The sequence below is a fragment of the Sphingomonas sp. Ant20 genome (assembly GCF_000783375.1).
Lineage (GTDB): Bacteria > Pseudomonadota > Alphaproteobacteria > Sphingomonadales > Sphingomonadaceae > Sphingomonas > Sphingomonas aerolata.
Map to the genome: position 1 here is coordinate 76856 of NZ_JRVI01000001.1, position 16805 is coordinate 93660.

At 63.2% G+C, this 16805-nt stretch carries 19 protein-coding genes and 2 pseudogenes; 10 read left to right on the forward strand and 11 right to left on the reverse strand.

The genetic code is table 11. The features are described 5' to 3' along the window. The first annotated feature begins 8 nt into the window (after nt 1-8). From arsC to NI18_RS22795, 5 genes and pseudogenes are all read left to right on the forward strand, one after another. Entirely contained in the window at nt 9-452 is a 444-nt protein-coding gene (gene arsC / locus NI18_RS00385; protein ID WP_037527223.1) for an arsenate reductase (glutaredoxin), read from the forward strand. Beyond that, nucleotides 452-1736, forward strand: a pseudogene (locus tag NI18_RS00390) (arsenic transporter). The gene arsC and the pseudogene NI18_RS00390 overlap by 1 nt, the downstream one beginning before the upstream one ends. Further along, a complete protein-coding gene (locus NI18_RS00395; RefSeq protein WP_037527226.1) occupies nt 1733-2056 on the forward strand; it encodes a YnfA family protein in 324 nt (107 codons plus the stop codon). Before NI18_RS00390 ends, NI18_RS00395 begins: the two are co-directional and overlap by 4 nt. Then, nucleotides 2056-2802: pseudogene (gene arsH, locus NI18_RS00400) on the forward strand (arsenical resistance protein ArsH). The gene NI18_RS00395 and the pseudogene arsH overlap by 1 nt, the downstream one beginning before the upstream one ends. 554 nt (nt 2803-3356) lie before the next feature. Then, a protein-coding gene (locus tag NI18_RS22795; RefSeq protein ID WP_128081999.1) for an IS3 family transposase occupies nt 3357-4597 on the forward strand; the annotation gives its coding sequence in 2 pieces (ribosomal slippage) (nt 3357-3701 and nt 3704-4597; 1239 coding nt in all). Nucleotides 4598-4632: 35 nt separating this feature from the next. Here the strand turns inward: NI18_RS22795 and NI18_RS22800 are convergent. Next, a complete protein-coding gene (locus NI18_RS22800; RefSeq protein ID WP_198526911.1) occupies nt 4633-4758 on the reverse strand; it encodes an Abi family protein in 126 nt (41 codons plus the stop codon). A gap of 302 nt (nt 4759-5060) precedes the next feature. Between NI18_RS22800 and NI18_RS26065 the strand changes: the two genes are divergently transcribed. Together NI18_RS26065 and NI18_RS00415 are read left to right on the forward strand one after the other, a co-directional pair. Continuing rightward, a complete protein-coding gene (locus tag NI18_RS26065) occupies nt 5061-5183 on the forward strand; it encodes a hypothetical protein (protein WP_306286119.1) in 123 nt (40 codons plus the stop codon). A gap of 171 nt (nt 5184-5354) precedes the next feature. Further along, entirely contained in the window at nt 5355-5663 is a 309-nt protein-coding gene (locus tag NI18_RS00415) for a hypothetical protein (protein WP_037527245.1), read from the forward strand. A 293-nt stretch (nt 5664-5956) separates the two neighbouring features. Here the strand turns inward: NI18_RS00415 and NI18_RS26070 are convergent, their stop codons facing one another. The 3 genes from NI18_RS26070 to NI18_RS00425 are packed head-to-tail and all read right to left on the reverse strand — an operon-like array spanning nt 5957 to nt 6869. Further along, nucleotides 5957-6205, reverse strand: a complete 249-nt coding sequence (locus tag NI18_RS26070) for a GDCCVxC domain-containing (seleno)protein (protein WP_306286120.1) — start codon at nt 6203-6205, stop codon at nt 5957-5959. Continuing rightward, on the reverse strand, nt 6202-6486 hold the full coding sequence (locus NI18_RS00420) for a cation transporter (RefSeq protein ID WP_037527247.1): 285 nt from the start codon (nt 6484-6486) through the stop codon (nt 6202-6204). Before NI18_RS00420 ends, NI18_RS26070 begins: the two co-directional genes overlap by 4 nt. An 8-nt stretch (nt 6487-6494) precedes the next feature. Continuing rightward, nucleotides 6495-6869: a mercuric transporter MerT family protein gene (locus NI18_RS00425; RefSeq protein ID WP_037527249.1), complete on the reverse strand. Its 375-nt coding sequence runs from the start codon at nt 6867-6869 to the stop codon at nt 6495-6497. Between the two features lie 69 nt (nt 6870-6938). Between NI18_RS00425 and NI18_RS00430 the strand changes: the two genes are divergently transcribed. After that, nucleotides 6939-7223: a MerR family transcriptional regulator gene (locus NI18_RS00430; protein WP_306286121.1), complete on the forward strand. Its 285-nt coding sequence runs from the start codon at nt 6939-6941 to the stop codon at nt 7221-7223. Nucleotides 7224-7900: 677 nt separating this feature from the next. Here the strand turns inward: NI18_RS00430 and NI18_RS00435 are convergent. After that, complete coding sequence (locus NI18_RS00435; RefSeq protein ID WP_037527251.1) at nt 7901-9100, reverse strand: IS256 family transposase; 1200 nt, start codon at nt 9098-9100, stop codon at nt 7901-7903. A 193-nt stretch (nt 9101-9293) separates the two neighbouring features. Here NI18_RS00435 and NI18_RS22810 point away from each other — a divergent pair, with 193 nt between their 5' ends. After that, nucleotides 9294-9716 carry a response regulator gene (locus tag NI18_RS22810; RefSeq protein ID WP_306286122.1) on the forward strand — a complete coding sequence of 141 codons (423 nt, stop codon included), beginning with the start codon at nt 9294-9296 and terminating at the stop codon, nt 9714-9716. An 81-nt stretch (nt 9717-9797) separates the two neighbouring features. On the opposite strand, the gene NI18_RS00445 is transcribed toward NI18_RS22810, so the two are convergent. Further along, on the reverse strand, nt 9798-10208 hold the full coding sequence (locus tag NI18_RS00445; protein WP_037527256.1) for a single-stranded DNA-binding protein: 411 nt from the start codon (nt 10206-10208) through the stop codon (nt 9798-9800). A 1157-nt stretch (nt 10209-11365) separates the two neighbouring features. Beyond that, a complete protein-coding gene (locus tag NI18_RS00450; protein ID WP_037527258.1) occupies nt 11366-12325 on the reverse strand; it encodes a DUF2493 domain-containing protein in 960 nt (319 codons plus the stop codon). A 246-nt stretch (nt 12326-12571) separates the two neighbouring features. On the opposite strand from NI18_RS00450, the gene NI18_RS00455 reads away from it, so the two are divergent. Next, a complete protein-coding gene (locus NI18_RS00455) occupies nt 12572-12880 on the forward strand; it encodes a hypothetical protein (RefSeq protein WP_128082000.1) in 309 nt (102 codons plus the stop codon). A gap of 419 nt (nt 12881-13299) precedes the next feature. On the opposite strand, the gene NI18_RS00460 is transcribed toward NI18_RS00455, so the two are convergent. From NI18_RS00460 to NI18_RS00470, 4 genes are read right to left on the reverse strand one after another with little or no spacing between them, the layout of a single operon-like run. Continuing rightward, nucleotides 13300-14022, reverse strand: coding sequence for a hypothetical protein (locus tag NI18_RS00460; protein ID WP_347574772.1), 723 nt, complete (start codon nt 14020-14022; stop codon nt 13300-13302). After that, nucleotides 14016-14279, reverse strand: a complete 264-nt coding sequence (locus tag NI18_RS27675) for a hypothetical protein (protein WP_347574773.1) — start codon at nt 14277-14279, stop codon at nt 14016-14018. The genes NI18_RS00460 and NI18_RS27675 overlap by 7 nt, the downstream gene beginning before the upstream one ends. Beyond that, complete coding sequence (locus tag NI18_RS00465) at nt 14272-14661, reverse strand: hypothetical protein (RefSeq protein WP_198526912.1); 390 nt, start codon at nt 14659-14661, stop codon at nt 14272-14274. Before NI18_RS00465 ends, NI18_RS27675 begins: the two co-directional genes overlap by 8 nt. 42 nt (nt 14662-14703) lie before the next feature. After that, nucleotides 14704-16680, reverse strand: a complete 1977-nt coding sequence (locus NI18_RS00470) for a reverse transcriptase domain-containing protein (RefSeq protein ID WP_052148878.1) — start codon at nt 16678-16680, stop codon at nt 14704-14706. Nucleotides 16681-16805 lie beyond the last annotated feature (125 nt).

Here is a 16805-nt window from a genome sequence, read left to right on the forward strand (position 1 = left end):
GACGCGAAATGACCACCGAGAGCACGGCCTTCGATATCGTGATCTATCACAACCCCGAGTGCGGCACGTCGCGCAACACGCTGGCGATGATCCGCAATGCGGGCATCGAGCCGCATGTGGTCGAATATCTGAAGACGCCGCCCTCGCGTGCACTGCTGGTCGAGCTGATCGATCGTGCCGGTATGACGCCCCGCGATCTGCTGCGTGAGAGGGGCACGCCCTATGCGGAGATGGGCCTGGGCGACACGTCATTGTCTGACGACGCTCTGGTGGACGCAATGACGGCGCATCCGGTCTTTATCAACCGGCCGCTGGTCGTCTCGCCGCTCGGCGTGAAGCTGTGCCGACCTTCCGAAGCGGTCCTCGATCTACTGCCCGAGCCGCAACAGGGTGCGTTTGCCAAGGAAGACGGCGAACAGGTCGTGGACGCCTCGGGTCAGCGCATCGCCTGATGTTGCTCGCCCTCGCCATCTTCGTTGCAACGATCACGTTCGTCATCTGGCAGCCCAAGGGCCTCGGAATCGGGTGGAGCGCGTTGGGGGGCGCAGCGATCGCGCTGCTCGTCGGGGTCGTCTCGCTCTCCGACGTGCCGGTGGTGTGGGGAATCGTCTGGAACGCGACCGCGACGTTCGTCGCTATCATCATCGTCAGCCTGCTGCTTGATGAAGCCGGATCTTCGAATGGGCGGCGCTCCACGTCGCGCGCTGGGGCCGGGGGCATGGTCGCCGGCTGTTCGTACTGATCGTTCTGCTCGGCGCGGCGGTGTCCGCGTTGTTCGCCAATGACGGCGCCGCGCTGATCCTGACGCCGATCGTCATCGCCATGCTGCGGGCACTAGGCTTCAAGGACAAGGCGACGCTCGCGTTCGTCATGGCGGCCGGGTTCATCGCCGACACGGCCAGCCTGCCGCTGGTCGTGTCGAATCTCGTCAACATCGTGTCGGCCGACTTCTTCAAGATCGGGTTCGGCACATATGCGTCCGTAATGGTGCCGGTTGACCTGGTATCGATCGTCGCCACGCTCGGCGCGCTGCTGCTGTTCTTCCGGCGCGACTTACCGGAAGACTATGACGTGGGCGCGCTGCGTGCGCCCCGCGAAGCGATCCGCGACGTCGCGACCTTCCGCGCCGGATGGATCGTGTTGGCGTTGTTGCTCGCAGGGTTCTTCCTGCTCGAACCCCTCGGCGTGCCGGTCAGCGCCGTCGCCGCTGCCGGCGCGATCCTCCTGCTGGTGATCGCGGGGCGGGGCCATGTGATCCCAACCGGCAAGGTGCTGCGCGGCGCGCGTGGCAGGTCGTGATCTTCTCTCTCGGCATGTACCTAGTCGTTTACGGCCTGCGGAACGCGGGCCTGACCGACCATCTGGCCGTCCTGCTCGATCGCACCGCTCAAAGCGGCGTGTGGGGCGCGGCGTTCGGCACCGGCGTGATCGCGGCCGTCCTGTCATCGGTGATGAACAACATGCCGACCGTGCTGGTGGGCGCGCTATCGATCGACGCCACCCAAGCCACGGGCGCGGTGAAGGAAGCGATGATCTATGCAAATATCATCGGCTGCGATCTCGGCCCCAAGCTGACGCCGATCGGCTCTCTCGCGACGCTGCTATGGCTTCACGTCCTCGGCCAGAAAGGTGTGCGGATCGGATGGGGCTATTACTTCCGTGTTGGCGTGACGCTCACCGTGCCGGTGTTGCTGGTCACGCTTGCCGCCTTGGCATTGAGGATCACGATCGGATGACAGCCCTGATCTACATCGGCGCGGCGCTTGCCGAGATCGCCGGATGCTTTGCCTTCTGGGCATGGCTTCGCATGGGAAAGTCACCCTTGTGGCTTGCTCCCGGCGTCGTCTCACTGATCCTGTTCGCATGGCTCCTGACCCGCGTGGACAGCAATGCCGCGGGACGGGCGTATGCCGCTTACGGCGGCATTTACATCTGCGCATCGCTTGCCTGGCTCTGGACCGTCGAGGGCGTGCGGCCCGATCGCTGGGATGTCGGCGGAGCGGCTCTCTGTCTGATCGGCACCTGCATCATCCTTTTGGGACCACGAACCGCCTGATGCCTGTACGAACACCCTCCGACCCCGACCATCTGCCCGCGCTTGATCGGCGCTACGCGATCGAACGGCCTGCTCTTGGCTTCGGCGCTAGTGATCCACCGCCACGAATCCTTCTGCTCTACGGTTCCTTGCGCGAGCGGTCATTCTCGCGGCTGTGTGTCGAGGAAGCGTCTCGACTGCTGCAATTCTTCGGATGCGAAACGCGCATTTACGATCCCTCGGCGTTGCCGTTGCCCGATCAGGTCACCGGCGACGACCATCCGGCCGTCCACGAGCTGCGTGAACTGTAGCTGTGGTCGGAAGGTCAGGTGTGGTGCAGCCCCGAACGGCACGGCCAGATTACCGGCATCATGAAGCTGCAAATCGATCATCTGCCGCTGTCGATGGGCGGGATGCGCCCAACCCAGGGGCGCACGCTGGCGGTCATGCAGGTGTCGGCGGGGTCGCAGTCGTTCAACAGCGTCAACACGCTGCGGGTGCTGGGCCGCTGGATGCGCATGGTCACGATCCCGAACCAGTCGAGCGTCGCCAAGGCGTTCAACGAGTTCGACGATGCCGGGCGTATGAAGCCGTGCAGCTACTATGACCGGATTGTCGACGTAATGGAGGAACTGGTGCGGTTCACGGTGCTGCTGCACCCTCATGCGGTCCAGCTCGTCGATCGCTACTCGGAACGGAAGGAAGCTGGCGTGCCGATCGACACGGCGACGGATCTGTCGAGCATTGCGACCGCCCGCCAAGGATAGCCTGACAGATTTTAGCGCTAGTCGACGTGAATGCTGACGACGCTCGGCGAGCAGCCACTTGGTGGTCCCTGCGCTGGCGGGCCTCCGGGGGAGGGCTGCGGCGGTTGACGGGCTCAGTGCCGCGCATGGGCGCGGGGCCATAGGTGTGCCACGTGGCACACCTCACGGGAGGATCGTAACCCGTCAGGGCTGAGACGCCGGCACGGTGGCTCGGTTGGCAGAAATGTGCCGATAAAGCCGGCTCCGGCAGAGTCGTGCCGCAAACCCCTTGGATCGGGCCCAGATCGCTTCTGCGATCCAGCCGGCCAAGAAACCGCTTTGGAAGGGTCTCGCGAACGGTACTGTAGGGAACGCTTCCCAGTGCGCCTTTCATGCGGGACGGCAGAATGTCCCGGGATTGATCCGCCTGACGAAGCAGCTGGCCACGGCCGCGGCACGATAAACACGCGTGCGCCGCTCCAGATCGCCATCAATATGCACGAGCTGCGGTGCCTCGATGAGGTGGCCCCCTAATTGACCTGACAGGATCTCGCTCTTGGATAAGAGTGAGGCATATGACTGACGGTACGACCAGGCGTTACAATGACGGCGAGGTCCTTTCCGGTGTGCAGCGCCGGAGGCGGTGGACACCGGAGGAGAAGGTCCGGATCGTCGAGGAGACGTATCTGCCGAGGATGAGCGTGTCGCTCGTTGCCCGCCAGCACGGCATCAGCGGCAGCCAGGTCTTCACGTGGCGCAGGCTGATGAACCAGGGAGCGTTGACCGCCGCGGCAGCCGGCGAGGAAGTGGTGCCGGCGTCAGAGTACCGGGCGCTGGAGGCGCAAGTGCGCGAACTGCAGCGGCTGCTGGGCAAGAAGGCCATGGAGAACGAACTGCTCCGCGAGGCCGTGTCCCGGGCCGCAGGCCCAAAAAAACTGCTGCTGCGCTCGACCTCGTTGCCGGGAGATGGTCTGTGACCGAGGTAGCCGACGCGCTCGGCATTACCCGCCAGCATCTGTCCGCGATGCGCAACAGACCGCCTCCGCGACCGCGTGGACGGCCGCCGCTGCCGGACGCGGAACTGGTCGCCAACATCCGGTTGCTCGTCGCCGATCTGCCGACCTACGGCTATCGTCGCGTGCATGCCCTGCTGCGCCGGCAGGCCGAAAAGACCGGGCGCGAAAGCCCCAATCCAAAGCGCGTCTACCGCGTCATGAAGGTGCATGGGCTGCTGCTCCGGCGAGATGGCGAACATCGCGAGGAACGGCGTCACGACGGCCGCATCGCCGTCGACCAGCGCAACACGCGTTGGTGCTCTGACGGGCTGGAGATCGCATGCGACAATGGCGAGAAGGTCCGCGTCGCCTTCGCGCTCGACTGCTGCGACCGGGAAGCGATGGGGCATGTGGCAACGACGGGCGGCATCACCGCCGAGGACGTGCAGGACCTGATGGTCGCCACCGTCGAGCACCGCTACGGACCCGTGAACCGCCTGCCCAAACCCATCGAGTGGCTGACCGACAACGGCAGCTGCTACACCGCCCGCGACACCCGCACCTTCGCCCGCGACATCGGCCTGCTGCCGCGCACCACTCCGGTCAGCAGCCCGCAGTCGAACGGCATGGCCGAGGCGTTCGTCCGAACCCTCAAGCGCGACTATGTCCGCGTGAACCCCAGGCCGGACGCTCAGACAGTCATCGAGCAGCTCCCAGGATGGCTGGCGCATTACAATGAGGTGCATCCGCATCGCGCCTTGGGCTATCGTTCACCCCGCGAGTACATCGCACAAACCCGCGAGGCCCCGTCAGGCCTTTAGGGGCAACAACACTCGAACGGCTTGCGCACCAACGGCTAATTGATGATGCCTGCGTTCCAGAGACGGGCATGATGCGCGCTGGCGTTGCGCACGAACGCGAGCGTCTTGATCCAGCTCACCAGCGTGTTGGGAAGAAGGCGTAGCGCTTGCCGGTGGCGCACGATCGTTGGGATGCGCCATCTCGAGCAACCAGGACAAGGTTTCGAAATTCCATGCCTCGACTGCCATCCATATCGGCACGACCAAGCCGTCGGTTTGAGAAGCGCGATCTGATCGGCAAAACTAAGGAGAGGGCATCGTATAGGGCGCAAGCATCCGGCCCAGATACGAAGAAGGCCGCCCCTTGATGCCAGCGGCAACAGAGGGGACGGCCATGTTGCGTCCGATATAGGCGTCGGTGCATCAGGGTTCAAATAAGATTTGAAAGCCGGTCAGCGAGGCAGTTTTTCAGCTTCCCCCGGGGATGTCCGCGCTCCTGCAACTCAACGTTGCCGGAACCGCCTTGAACATCGCGCCCGAAGATGGGCTGCTGATCGGCCATTTGGTCGCATTGATGAACGCTCGCCATATCGCCAGACAGGCGTGATCGAAGAGAAGAGTGTGCCACGTGGCACACCTGCAACGTCTGCTGGGTGCCTTTCGGAGGCGATCGTGGAAAGTGCTTTGATATCGACGTCGATCAAGCGACCTGCTGTAGCGGAGAGAGACAGGCGTTATTCTGAGATGATGATTTAACCTAGCCGCAGGAGGGTAGGATATGGCGACCGATGCGATCATTAAGCTCGGCAAGCGCAAGGTAAGAAGGCGCAAGACCCGCTTCGGAAGCGTGACGGTGACTGCACCCGCGCCTTCCAAGGCGGTGGTCCAGCACAACGTGAAGGTCAGCACCCAAGCGCTCGAGTGGGTAACGGGACGTTTGGCAAAAGCCGGTGTCCGACTTTACGCCAAGAAGGACGTGCCCCTCTATTCGCTCGACAGCGACAATCCCGACGTGATGATCCGCAAGCTCAACGGTAAGGTCGAGCGAGGCAGCTTGGTCGATGGTGCTTTCAAGGCGGTGGGTTGACACCGGCGATCAAATTGATCCGCCAAGTTCGCGAGACCTAAGAGAAGCACAAAGGCCCTGGCGATCAGTTTCGCCGGACCGTTGGGCCGCAAGGCAGGTATCGCGGTTGTTCTCCTCCGCTGCCCTATATATGGATTGAACCTGCGGTCGCTTATCGGGCGTATCCGTTTCCCGAGAGGGTACTAACAGGCCGGGGCCGCCCAAAACGGGCGGCCCTTGGTTTGTCTGATCTCAAGCAGTGCCACTCAGCGGCAACTCATTTCCTGGTGCTTGTTGATTTCTTTTCGGCAACTCTAGCCGCAGCAACTCGCCGCGCCCCCGGTCAGCCGCGCTTCCTGAATGGGCGGGCATGGGACGTCGGCGAACGAACAGTAGACGCAGCAATCGCCAGCGTTCGGCCGGAGCACCGCGGCACAACCCTTGCAGTCGTAGAAAAATTGGCACGCATTGGTCGGCATCGTCTCAGTTTCAACGTGTCCGCACTCCGGACAGGTAATCGTCGATTTTGGTTCGATCGCCGTCGCGTAAGCCCCCCGGCTCATCGGGTCGCAATCCGTGCGGGATAGCCGACCTTGGTCGCGGCCGCCGCGATCCCAGCCGGCGTCGCGCGCGCCGGGTCGTAATTTACTGTCGCGATCTTGCTCGAAAAGTCCACGGTAACATGGCTGACGCCGGGCACGCGTCCCATCGCCGCCTTCACCGCGATCGGGCAGGTCGGGCATGTGAGATTGCTGACCGCAAACGTGGCGCTGCGTTCAGGGGCGGCGACGGCCGCTGTGGGCAGGCAGAACGCAGCGAGTGTGAGAACAAGATGTCGATTCATCGGAATTCCTAGTAGAAAATGGGTGCCCACCACCGGGTGGTAAGCGCGAGAATGACCAGCACGGCACCAAGCCAGAGCACTGTCCGGGTGAACGTCCGGCGACGGGTGCTGGCGCAGGCCCCTTCAGCGCATCTGGTTGGCTGCCCATGATAGGCGTGCCACAGACCTGCTGCGATCAGCCCCAACGTCACGACCGCGAACAGCGGGGTGTAGGGCTCGAGTACAGCAAGATTGCCGATCCACGCACCGCTGACGCCGACCAAGACGAGAATGAGAGGCAGCACGCAGCAGGACGACGCAAGCAGCGCGCCCGCGATGCCGCCTGCGGCAAGCCAGCCGGCACGGCGATCACCGAGGCTGCCGGGTGCTGATGGTCGATCCATTCTAGGTTCCGATTCTCGTATGAAAAGATTATAGGGTCTGTAGTAACTACAGGTTCAAGAGGTATTTCGATGGCGTTTGGAGGACGGTCCAGGAAGCGCGGCGACGTTGCCCGGCGGTTCAGATGCAACATCGAGACCGTGCGTCATTACGAGAAAATCGGCCTGCTCAACGCGCCGGATCGAACAGAGTCAGGACACCGCCTCTATTCGGCCGACGACGAGGCGCAACTCGCGTTTATCCTACGCGGTCGTCAACTCGGCTTCTCGATCGACGAGCTGCGAGGGCTTCTGAGTCTAGGCGGATCTGGATCCGAGCCTGCGGCGAAGCTCATGCGCTCACTCAGCGTCACCTAGCCGACGTGCGCGCCAAGCTGCGCGACTTGGCGCGATTGGAGAAGACGTTGGTCGCGATCTCTGCGCGATGTGAGCACGGCGGGGACGGTTTGGGCTGCCCTATCCTTGAGGCATTACAGGCCGGACCGGAGGGTCAATGACCTGTTCTTATAATGCCAAGCCGTGCCTTACGCCCGCCCGGCCAGGGCAACCAGCGTCGGCCTAGCGATTGTCACCCGCGAAGGCGGCAGCCTATTGGAGGTCCGGGGCGCCGGCACAGAGCAGCGTAAAGCGCAGACCAAAGGGCAGGCCCCGCCTGCTAATTGATTATTCCGACCGCGCATTCGTTCGACATTATCGACCGGCCGGCAAGCGTGTTAATTATTGTCGACGAGGCGTCTCTACAGGTTCGGAGCAGCATTCTTGCGGGATCTGCCGCACTTCAACACCTGGGACGCGATCGGTTTGGTAAGATCTACGCCCTTTTCCATCGTAAGGCGGCCGCTGAGCGCACCAACGCCGCGAACCATTTGAAAACGACCCGTTTTCGGGTCGCGAACCGAAGTACTGGTTGCGGTAAGCTGCGCCCTTGCCATAGCTCGAATATCCTCGTCGCTCCTGCGGAAGAGATCGTGTCCCACCGCGTGGTGTAGCTTCAGCGGCGTAGCCGCTTTGATCTCCGGACATGGCCGGGTCGATCACGCCGCCATGGACGACAACGTGACGGTGGGATCATCGCTCAATTGCGTCACGCTTTCCAGTGTCATGTAGCGCCCCCGCTGAACCGCCCACTCATCATTTTGCTCGAGCAGAATGGCCCCCGACCAGCCGGGTGATGGCATCCTCGTTGGGGAAGATGCGACGACATTGGTGCGCCGCTTGATCTCGCCGTTGAGGCGCTCAAGTGGATTGGTCGAATGTAGTTTGGTGCGATGCTGTGGCGGGAACGACATGTACGCGAGCACGTCCTCCTCGGCAGTGTCCATGAGCTTCGCGAGCTTGGGGACATTGGGCCTGAGCTGATCGGCGACCTTGCGCCACTGACCCTTGGCGGCTTCGGGCGTCTCTTGTGCGTACGCGGTGGCGATGAAGGCCGAGACGACGCGCCGCCCGCTCTTGCCGGCATGGGCCGTAGCGTTGCGCGCGAAATGTACGCGGCACCGCTGCCACGTGGCGCTGAACACGCGTGAGACGGCAGCTTTGATGCCCTCGTGGGCATCCGAGATGATGAGTTTCACGCCGCGTAGGCCCCGCCGTGCGAGGCCGCGGAGGAAGTCTGTCCAGAACGTCTCGGCCTCCGACGCACCGATCGCCATGCCGAGCACCTCGCGCCTGCCGTCACCGTTCACGCCGACCGCGATGGTGACCGCGACCGAGACGATGCGACCGGCCCGACGGACCTTCAGATAGGTGGCGTCGACCCAGACATACGGCCAGTCGCCCTCGATAGGCCGGTCAAGAAACGCTTTCACGCGGACGTCGATCTCCTCGCAAAGCCGGCTCACCTGGCTCTTCGAGATGCCGCTCATACCCATGGCCTTCACCAGGTCGTCGACCGAACGGGTCGAGATGCCCTGGATGTACGCCTCTTGGACCACCGCGGTCAGCGCTTTTTCTGAAAGGCGCCGGGGCTCCAAGAAGGCGGGAAAGTAGCTGCCCGTCCTCAGCTTGGGGATGCGCAATTCAACGGTGCCGGCCCGCGTCTCCCAGTCCCGCTCGCGGTAACCGTTACGTTGCGCGAGGCGGTCACTGCTCTTCTCGCCATAACCCGCGCCGGTCAGGTTGCCGACCTCCAGGTCCATGAGCCGCTGCGCGGCAAAGCCGATCATCTCGCGCAGGAAATCTGCATCCGCGCTCTTTCCCACCAGCGCCTGCAGGTTCATCGTATCATCGGTCATCGAAGGTCTCCGTTAGTTGAGTTTCGCAACCCCAACCTATCCGAAGATCTTCGATGGCCACCCGTGAACCTGACCGGCCGCTACAGCGCTCGGGGATGGCGCGCGGCCGGTCAGCTTCACTACCGCTGAGCTACACCACCAGCGGGGACACGACCACCCAGACTACCCGGCTTTATGATAAGGCTTTAGACTGATGGCGATCCCTACCGTCCTCTATGCATTGGTAGTCGACGACGATCCGCTCATTCTCAGGCATGCGTGCGACATTCCGGAGGGAGCGGGTTTTCACTTTCATCAAGCGGGTACGGGCGAGGAGGCTAAGGCCTTCCTGGGCGATGAGGCCGACGGTGTGACGCTGATGTTCTCCGACGTGGCGATGCCCGGCGACAGCGACGGGTTCGCGCGAACCCATTACGTTGCCGAGTATTGGCCCTGGATCGAGATCGTGCTCACAAGCGGCAACGTGACGCCATGTCCGTGGGACATGCCCGACAAAGCAACGTGCATCGGCAAGCCTTTTCGACGATCGCATGCTCCAGCAACATCTCACGGAGAAGCTGCCGGACAACAAGCAACTCGAACAGCTCAAGCGCGCGGTGTAGCTGCGTCTTCGTGAACTTATGACCTTGCGGTCCTGATTGGCCGGTGAACGCTAAAAGAGGCCCGGAGCGTCAGCTCCGGGCCCGTACTGCCTCCCTCAGAAGGGGACGTCATCCGCCTCATCGTCCTGCGCGGCGCCTTGGCGTTCCTGGCGGCTTTTGCCGTAGGAGAGGAAGGTCACTTCGTCGGCGATGATCTCGACACCGTAGCGCTCGATGTTCTGATCGTCGGTCCAGCGGGTGTAGTGGATGCGGCCCCGGACCATGACCTTCTGGCCCTTCTCGACATACTGCGCGACGGTCTTGCCGACGCCGTTGAAGCAGGTGATCCGGTGCCATTCGGTGTCCTCGACCCGGCGACCTTCGCCATCCTTCATGGTCTTGCCGTCCTGGTCGCGCTTGGGGCGCGAGGTGGCGAGGGAGAAGTTGGTGATCTTGGTGCCGCCCTGGGTGGTGCGGACTTCAGGCGTGGCGCCGACGTTGCCGGCGAGGATGACGAGGTTCTGCATTTCGAGGTTCCTTTTTTTGCTCGCCGGGGGGTCCGTCCCCTCGACTGAACACCAAAAAAGACGGCCAGGACGCCCTCTCCACCGAAAGCGCGAAGACGCGCAGGGGAACCCGATCCGAGGTGGTGCGGGCAGCCGTGGCACACGGCAACTCGGCCCGAATGATCGCGGGTTGGAGGGGGTGGACGGCCGGATTAGGTCGTTCAGGAAAGAGAGGGGATGGACCCCCACCGGCGGGCAACGGACATGGAACCGTGAAGCAGGACGCCCTTGTCGCGTCGCTCGTCCGGCAGTGTCACTGTGCGTAGTTCCGCTATCCAGGCGCTCTCTGACCCCCTCCCTCGCTGGTGCTCGCCCCCTGCGCCGGTGCCTGTCGTGAAGGATGATGGTTGCGGCGTGGACCTTGGTGCCGCCTTTCGCCGTCACGGCGCGCGCGCGTCGTGCGTGTCGAGATGACGATGGGGGGTTCGTGCTGCGCAGCGTCCCCCGGACGGCAGGAACCAAGCGCGGCTGACGTGCCTGCCGGCAGTGCATCCCACCTGGCACAACGCGGCGAAGCCGGCGCAGAGACCAACGCGGTGGAGGTGGCGTGCGTCCTGTCCGGGAGGAACACGGCCCCCGGGGCAGGCTCCGGCCTCGCCCCAAGGAACCGCTCCGCGTCGGAATCGCGATTTGGGCGCGATAAGCCCCGTCAGTCGAGCGTCACCCGAACAGGCCAAGACCGGCTAGGGGCTGGGTGGAGCGAAGCGGAATAGCGCGCTGGTCGCGACACTATTCACCCGAACCTTCGCAAGATTGCCCTTAGGAACCAGTCATCACCGCTCGGCTGTTCGCCTTGGAAAGCCTGCACGACCGATCATGGCATCGATAGCGCGATCCGCTTCCTCACCATTCGGGCGGGAGGCCGGGGCCGGGGCCGGAGTCGGCGACGGTCTCGAAAAGCCTCGTTCCGCGCGCGCGAGGAGCGCTGTGGTTGTCCGTCATGACGACGTGGTAGGTGTCGCCGTCAGCCGAAGCGCGAAGCGCCAGCTTTACGCAGCCGTCTGTAACCGTTTGGGCGAGGCATCGGTTTGCTCCTCGATGGGGTGGAAGTAAGTGGATTTCTGCGGGGAGGCCGCAAAGGGCGAGGCCGCTGGCTTTGCCAGCGGCCGAGCCGAAGCTCAGCCGATCTCTCGCTTGCGCTGAGCGTTTTGAGCTGCGGGCGGGGTGCCGAGCGGGCCGCGACGATCGACCACGCGGATGCCGGCCTTCTTGGCGTCGATGACCAGACGCTCGGTCACGCCGTTACCCTGGAAGGCGATGACGTAGCGAGGTTTCAGCGAGAGCATCTGCTCGTTGCGACGGAAGCCGGCACGATCACCCAGCTTGCGATCGAGACCGAAGCGGACTTGCTGGATACCGTTCTGTTCGGCCCACGAAGCTGCGATGCGCTCGATCCCCTTCATGTCGCCGCCATGGACGAGATACATGTCGCCGACGCGCTCCCGAACCGCACCCAGGGTACGCAGCAGATTGTCGCCAAACGACTTCATGTCCTCGTTGGTCCGGAAGGTCAGCCGTCCCCCGGCAAACACGACCGGGGTGCCCTGTGCCGTGTTGGCGTCGCGGACCCGCTCCCGGCGAGCCTGAAGGAAGGCGCGTCCATCAACGATTGCCGACGTTACCCCGAGCGAAATGCGGTTGCCGGTCGACGGGATCCAGGAACGGCCGGTCTCGCGGATGTAATGCGCCGCTGCGGTGTCGCGCATGTGTTCGTAGCAGGTGGCGGCTTCCTCGATCTTCTTGGCAAGGTCGATCTTGTCCTCGAGGTTGGCGGTGTTGATCTCCGAACCGTCCTGCTCGGCCAGGAGGAGCCTGATCTCGTCGGTGAGTCGGTCGATCGTCGCGTGCTTCTTGGCCGCGGCCCGGTGGAAGAGGTTGACCAGGCCCCAGCCCATCTCCTCGATGTCGCGTTCGAGCGACGTATTCTGGAGGGTTGCGAACAGGTCGCTCCAGATGGCGGTGGTGGTCTGCTCCAGTGCGTCGGTCGAGGGCGGGCACATGCCCGAAACGTCTTCGGCGCGGGGTTCGAGGTGTCCAAGCTCCAGAGCGGAGAGTGCGGCAGCGAGGGAAGTGGTCATGGGGTCAAGCCCTTCATCTGATCGAGGCCGGCGGCCTATCCGCCGGATGCGCACCTCCTGGGCGGCCGAATAAGAGGCGCCCGCACCGGAGCGAAGCGCAGGGAAACCGCAAAACCGGGATGGTGCGGGCAGCCGCAAAGCGGCAACTCGGCCCGGATTTTGCGGTTGCGGGGGTCTCGCGGCCGCCCATGTGCCGCATCCCTCTGGCGGAAGGCTGTCGGGCGTCAGGTGGCGTCGGGCGAAGACGTGACCACGCTTGCTGCTACGGTTGAAGTGGGGCTCAACCCGAACGTCGCAACGTCTTCGAGAAGTGCCTGCCCCGTTGCACACAAGCGGACCATGGCCGCTGGGGTGATCCGTGGGCGCTCCATCGGCGCCGATCGCATCGATCATGATGCGGAGCTGGTCGACCAGATCCTCGCACCGGGTCGCGGCATAGCCCGCGCACGCCGCAGCTTGCGAGAACAGGCCCGGGACGGGCAGGACGGAGACATCGCCGCCATCGGGGACAAAGCGCCAAGGATCGACGACCGCACCTTCAGCGACAAGCGCTGACATAAGTGGGATGCTCCGTATCGAGGCTCTTCCACCGGTCGGTCGTATGCGACGCATCGACAAGCGGAGCGGCAAGCGCTGACCACATCTTCCGCCTCGACCGTGATTTCCGCACGGTAATGGGCAGGGTATTCGCTCAGGGGCCGGCAAAGGTCATCATGGAACCCGGCTCCTGAAGGTTGGCAAAATGGGTGACCCAAGCGGTTCGGGTCGTTCGTAGCGAGGACGCTCGACCGAAAAGGCGAGAGGGGGCCAGCCATCGTGAACGCGGGCCTCGAAGCGACCAGCGGAGAGGACACTGCTGATCTCGCGAGCGTGATCGCCGACGTTCCAATCGCGATCGAGATGCGCCAGAACCTACAGCGCCATCGTCCATCCGTGGTCCTCGTGTCCCTCGGCAAAGGTGACGCCACAGGCAGTCAGTGCTGGTTCAGTGCAGAGTTCGCCGGAATCTCAGTACCATGGTGATAGTCTTCGGCCAGCGCGTCGGACGCGCGATGAAAGTCGTTGAGCCAGCGCCCCATCGGGACGCGTTGCTCAGGGAGAAGTGCGGCCTGCGCGGCCTGAAAATCGAGTAGCGCGGTCGGCGCGTCCTCGATGATGCGGTCGACTTCGGCGGGTGAGAGGAGGCCGCGATCGCGGATGAACTCGGTGATGCTGCCGGGACGCGGCGTCGCACCGCGACGGCCAAGCACCGGCCTGCGCCACAGGCCCTCGACATTGCGGAGGCGAGGCTTGGCTCGTGCTTCCATCAATACGATGATGCGCAGCTCCTCGGTTGAAAGCTCCAGCACCTCGTCGGGCTTGATGCTGCCGCAGAAGTAGCAGCTCGATTTGGGCGGGACGGGGAGACCGGCGCGCGCGATGCGCGCCTCGCAGTCGGCGCGCGCCCATTCCCATTCCCGCAAGGGGTAGCGGTATGCGTAGCGAGGATCCTCGCACCCGACCGCGTGCTGGTAACGCTTCGTGTCGCGTCCAGAGGCGTCGTAGCCGATCAGCTTGACGACGCGCCCGCCTGCGTCCCAGCAGCGGCGCGCCGGTTCCCACTGGGCGGTCCAGGCATCTTGCGGGGCCGCCTTCCATTTCTGGCTGCACGACCCCCCACCAAAGACCACGGAGGGCAGGGTGGCGTTGGTCAGCATGTTCTCGGCGATGCCGCATAGGGCGGCCAGTGTTTGAAGTTGCGGGGCTGGTAGCGGACGATCTCGGACGGGATGCCTCGTTCCGACATCCAGGCCCTGAACACGGGGATGAACGCATAGGTCGCTGACTTCTCGGCGCCGGGATCGGCGAAGAGAACCATGTCGATGGGCTCGCCGCGTTCGGCGAGTTCGACGATCATGGCGGTGGAGTCGACGCCGACCCCCCAGGCCGCGATGACGGGCGGGCGATCAACCATTGGTCGTATCCCGGACGATGATCGCCGCATGAACGATGCGGTAGGCGCGCTTGCGAAACGCCGGGATGCGGCAGATCGCGCGGCTTTCCGGGTCGCGGAACAGCGGCGTCTTGCCCTTGGGGTTAGCAACCACCTCGAAGCGGCTGCGGTCGCTGCCGTCGCTGAAGCGCATGGGCTCATCGAAGATGATGATCTGCCCAGGCTTCGGGGTCGGCTTGGCCCGGTCGAGCTTCTTCGCGAGCAGGTTGGCGCGGCACCGCGCGCGCCAGGCCAAGGCATATTCGCTGTCCGTGGCGGTCAGCTCGTCGAGGATCGCAGCCGGACACTCGCTCTCGTTCGGCCCGACCGTTTCATCCAGTCGGGTAGGGTTGGTGCTGCTCAAAGAGTCAGCCCTGACCCCCCCGCCGAACCGTACGTGCAGCTTTCACTGCATACGGCTCTCCGCTGCGATAATACCATTCATGTTCCGGGTATCGGACAAGCGTCCACGGTGTAGGTCAACATGACACAGGTCGCACAGGACTCTCGTCCTGCGTAACCGCGCAGCCTTCATCTCCGCAGCGAAACCACGTTGTGCAATATCGGCCAACCCTTCGACGTGATGAACCTGACACGGACGGTCCGTCCGCCCGCACGCCGAGCATTGCTTGGCGTTCTGACGATCGACCCAATCCGTCCGTGAATGGGAATAGATTTGAGTCCGCGGTGGGATATCCACCTTGGCCTTATCTACCCACCCACGGTCCAAATACATCAGCTTCCAGACCTTAACCGACCGAGGCTGGCCGTCGACCAAATAGTCGACGCGATATTCCTGCCCCGACCTCATGCGGGCGGCAACAGCACGTACGCTACTCTTGTGCTTGCTGGCCATGGTTTTGAACATACTCCAGCGTTGGATGAACTCCAGCCTGTTGAGCTTTTGCTTCACGTCCCTCGCCAAGGCGTAATAATTCGCAAACCCCCGTAGTTCGGCATTATATGCAAGGACGATCTCGACATCGCTACAGCTAAGAAGGATGTTTCGATGCTTGGCCTTCAATACAGCCATGTCACCATACCCCTTCCTTGCGGCAAACCCGAATACCTTCTCCCAAGGAACGCTGAGTTGCATCACCTCTGACGGAGGCCGACGGCTGAAGTGCTGCGAGCCGCGCTGGCTCCGCACTGTCCATTGACGTCCCGTATAGGTTCGCACCTCGTAACCGAGGAAGGCAGCTCCATCGCTCGCCTTTCGAATACCGCTTTTCTCCTCGGATACGCTCAGTGCCAACTCGGTGGTCAGGAACGACCCAACCTCCGCGAAGATACGTCGTGCATCGTCTTTGCTACCGATCACACCGATAAGGAAATCATCAGCATACCGGCAGTAGCGAAGTCGGCGATATCCGGCGTCCATGGCGTCTCGCGACGGCAAGGTACGCATCTGTTTCGACAAAGCTTTGATCTCGGAGATTAAGACCTCGATCGCTGCCAAGTCAGCGTTATCGCTGGCCTGTAGACGCTTGAGCCGCGCTCGCCTTTTAGCGATGCGTGCTGCCACTCTCCCGTACTCCGGGTTCGTGGCACGGACCTTTCCCTTCTCGAAGGCGGCTATCCGGCCTGCGATGAACTCATCGAGCTCATGCAGGTAGATGTTTGCCAAGATTGGAGACACGATCCCGCCCTGTGGAGTGCCGCTGTAGGTCGGATTATGCGTCCGCCCCTCCATGACGCCCGCCTTCAGCATGTCACCGATCAGGCCAACGAACTTTTCATCGTTGATCCGTTTCCGCAACAGCTTGAGCAGGACGTCATGGTCAATGTTCTCGAAGAACCCAGCGACATCCACGTCAACAAGCCATTTCACGCCCGTCCAGACGGCTTTAACGTGTTCAAGCGCCGTGTGACACGATCTCCTCGGCCGGAATCCATGCGAGGCGTTCGAGAACACCGGCTCATAGATCCTTTCGAGGAGTTGGCGCGCCACCTCCTGGACGAGGCGGTCGTCGCGCGTGGGTATCCCCAGCGGACGCCGCTTACCCTTGCCCTTCGGGATGAACACCCGACGCACTGGTTTCGGTTTGTAGGCTCCAGCCACCACACTGGCGATCAATGGGTCGAGGTCTTCCGGACCGAAGTCCGCGAAGGTCTCGCCATCGACACCCGGCGTCATCGCCCCCCGATTGGAGACGATCTTCTTGAGTCCCTGCTCCCAGAGAAGCCGAGACCCCATCAGACGATGAAGCCCATTTACTCGTTTGCCCGACGCTGCCAGCGTCGGAATGGCCTCCAACCGGGCCATCACAGTTTCAGGTAGCATCAGCACACCCCATGATTTCGGTTGAAGTATCGCAACTGCCGCCCTTCCCCCGGCGGTCTCCGCTTTCGGCCCGGTCGCCCGTTCCTTATGCGGATGCACCGTCTCCCCGACTGGGAAGCTGTCCCAGGCATTACCCCGGGCGTTTGAGTACTATGGCGGCTCCGTACCCATGCAGGTCGGCCGAAGCCGCCTGTTTAGGGCATCCCGTAGTTACACTGATCGGA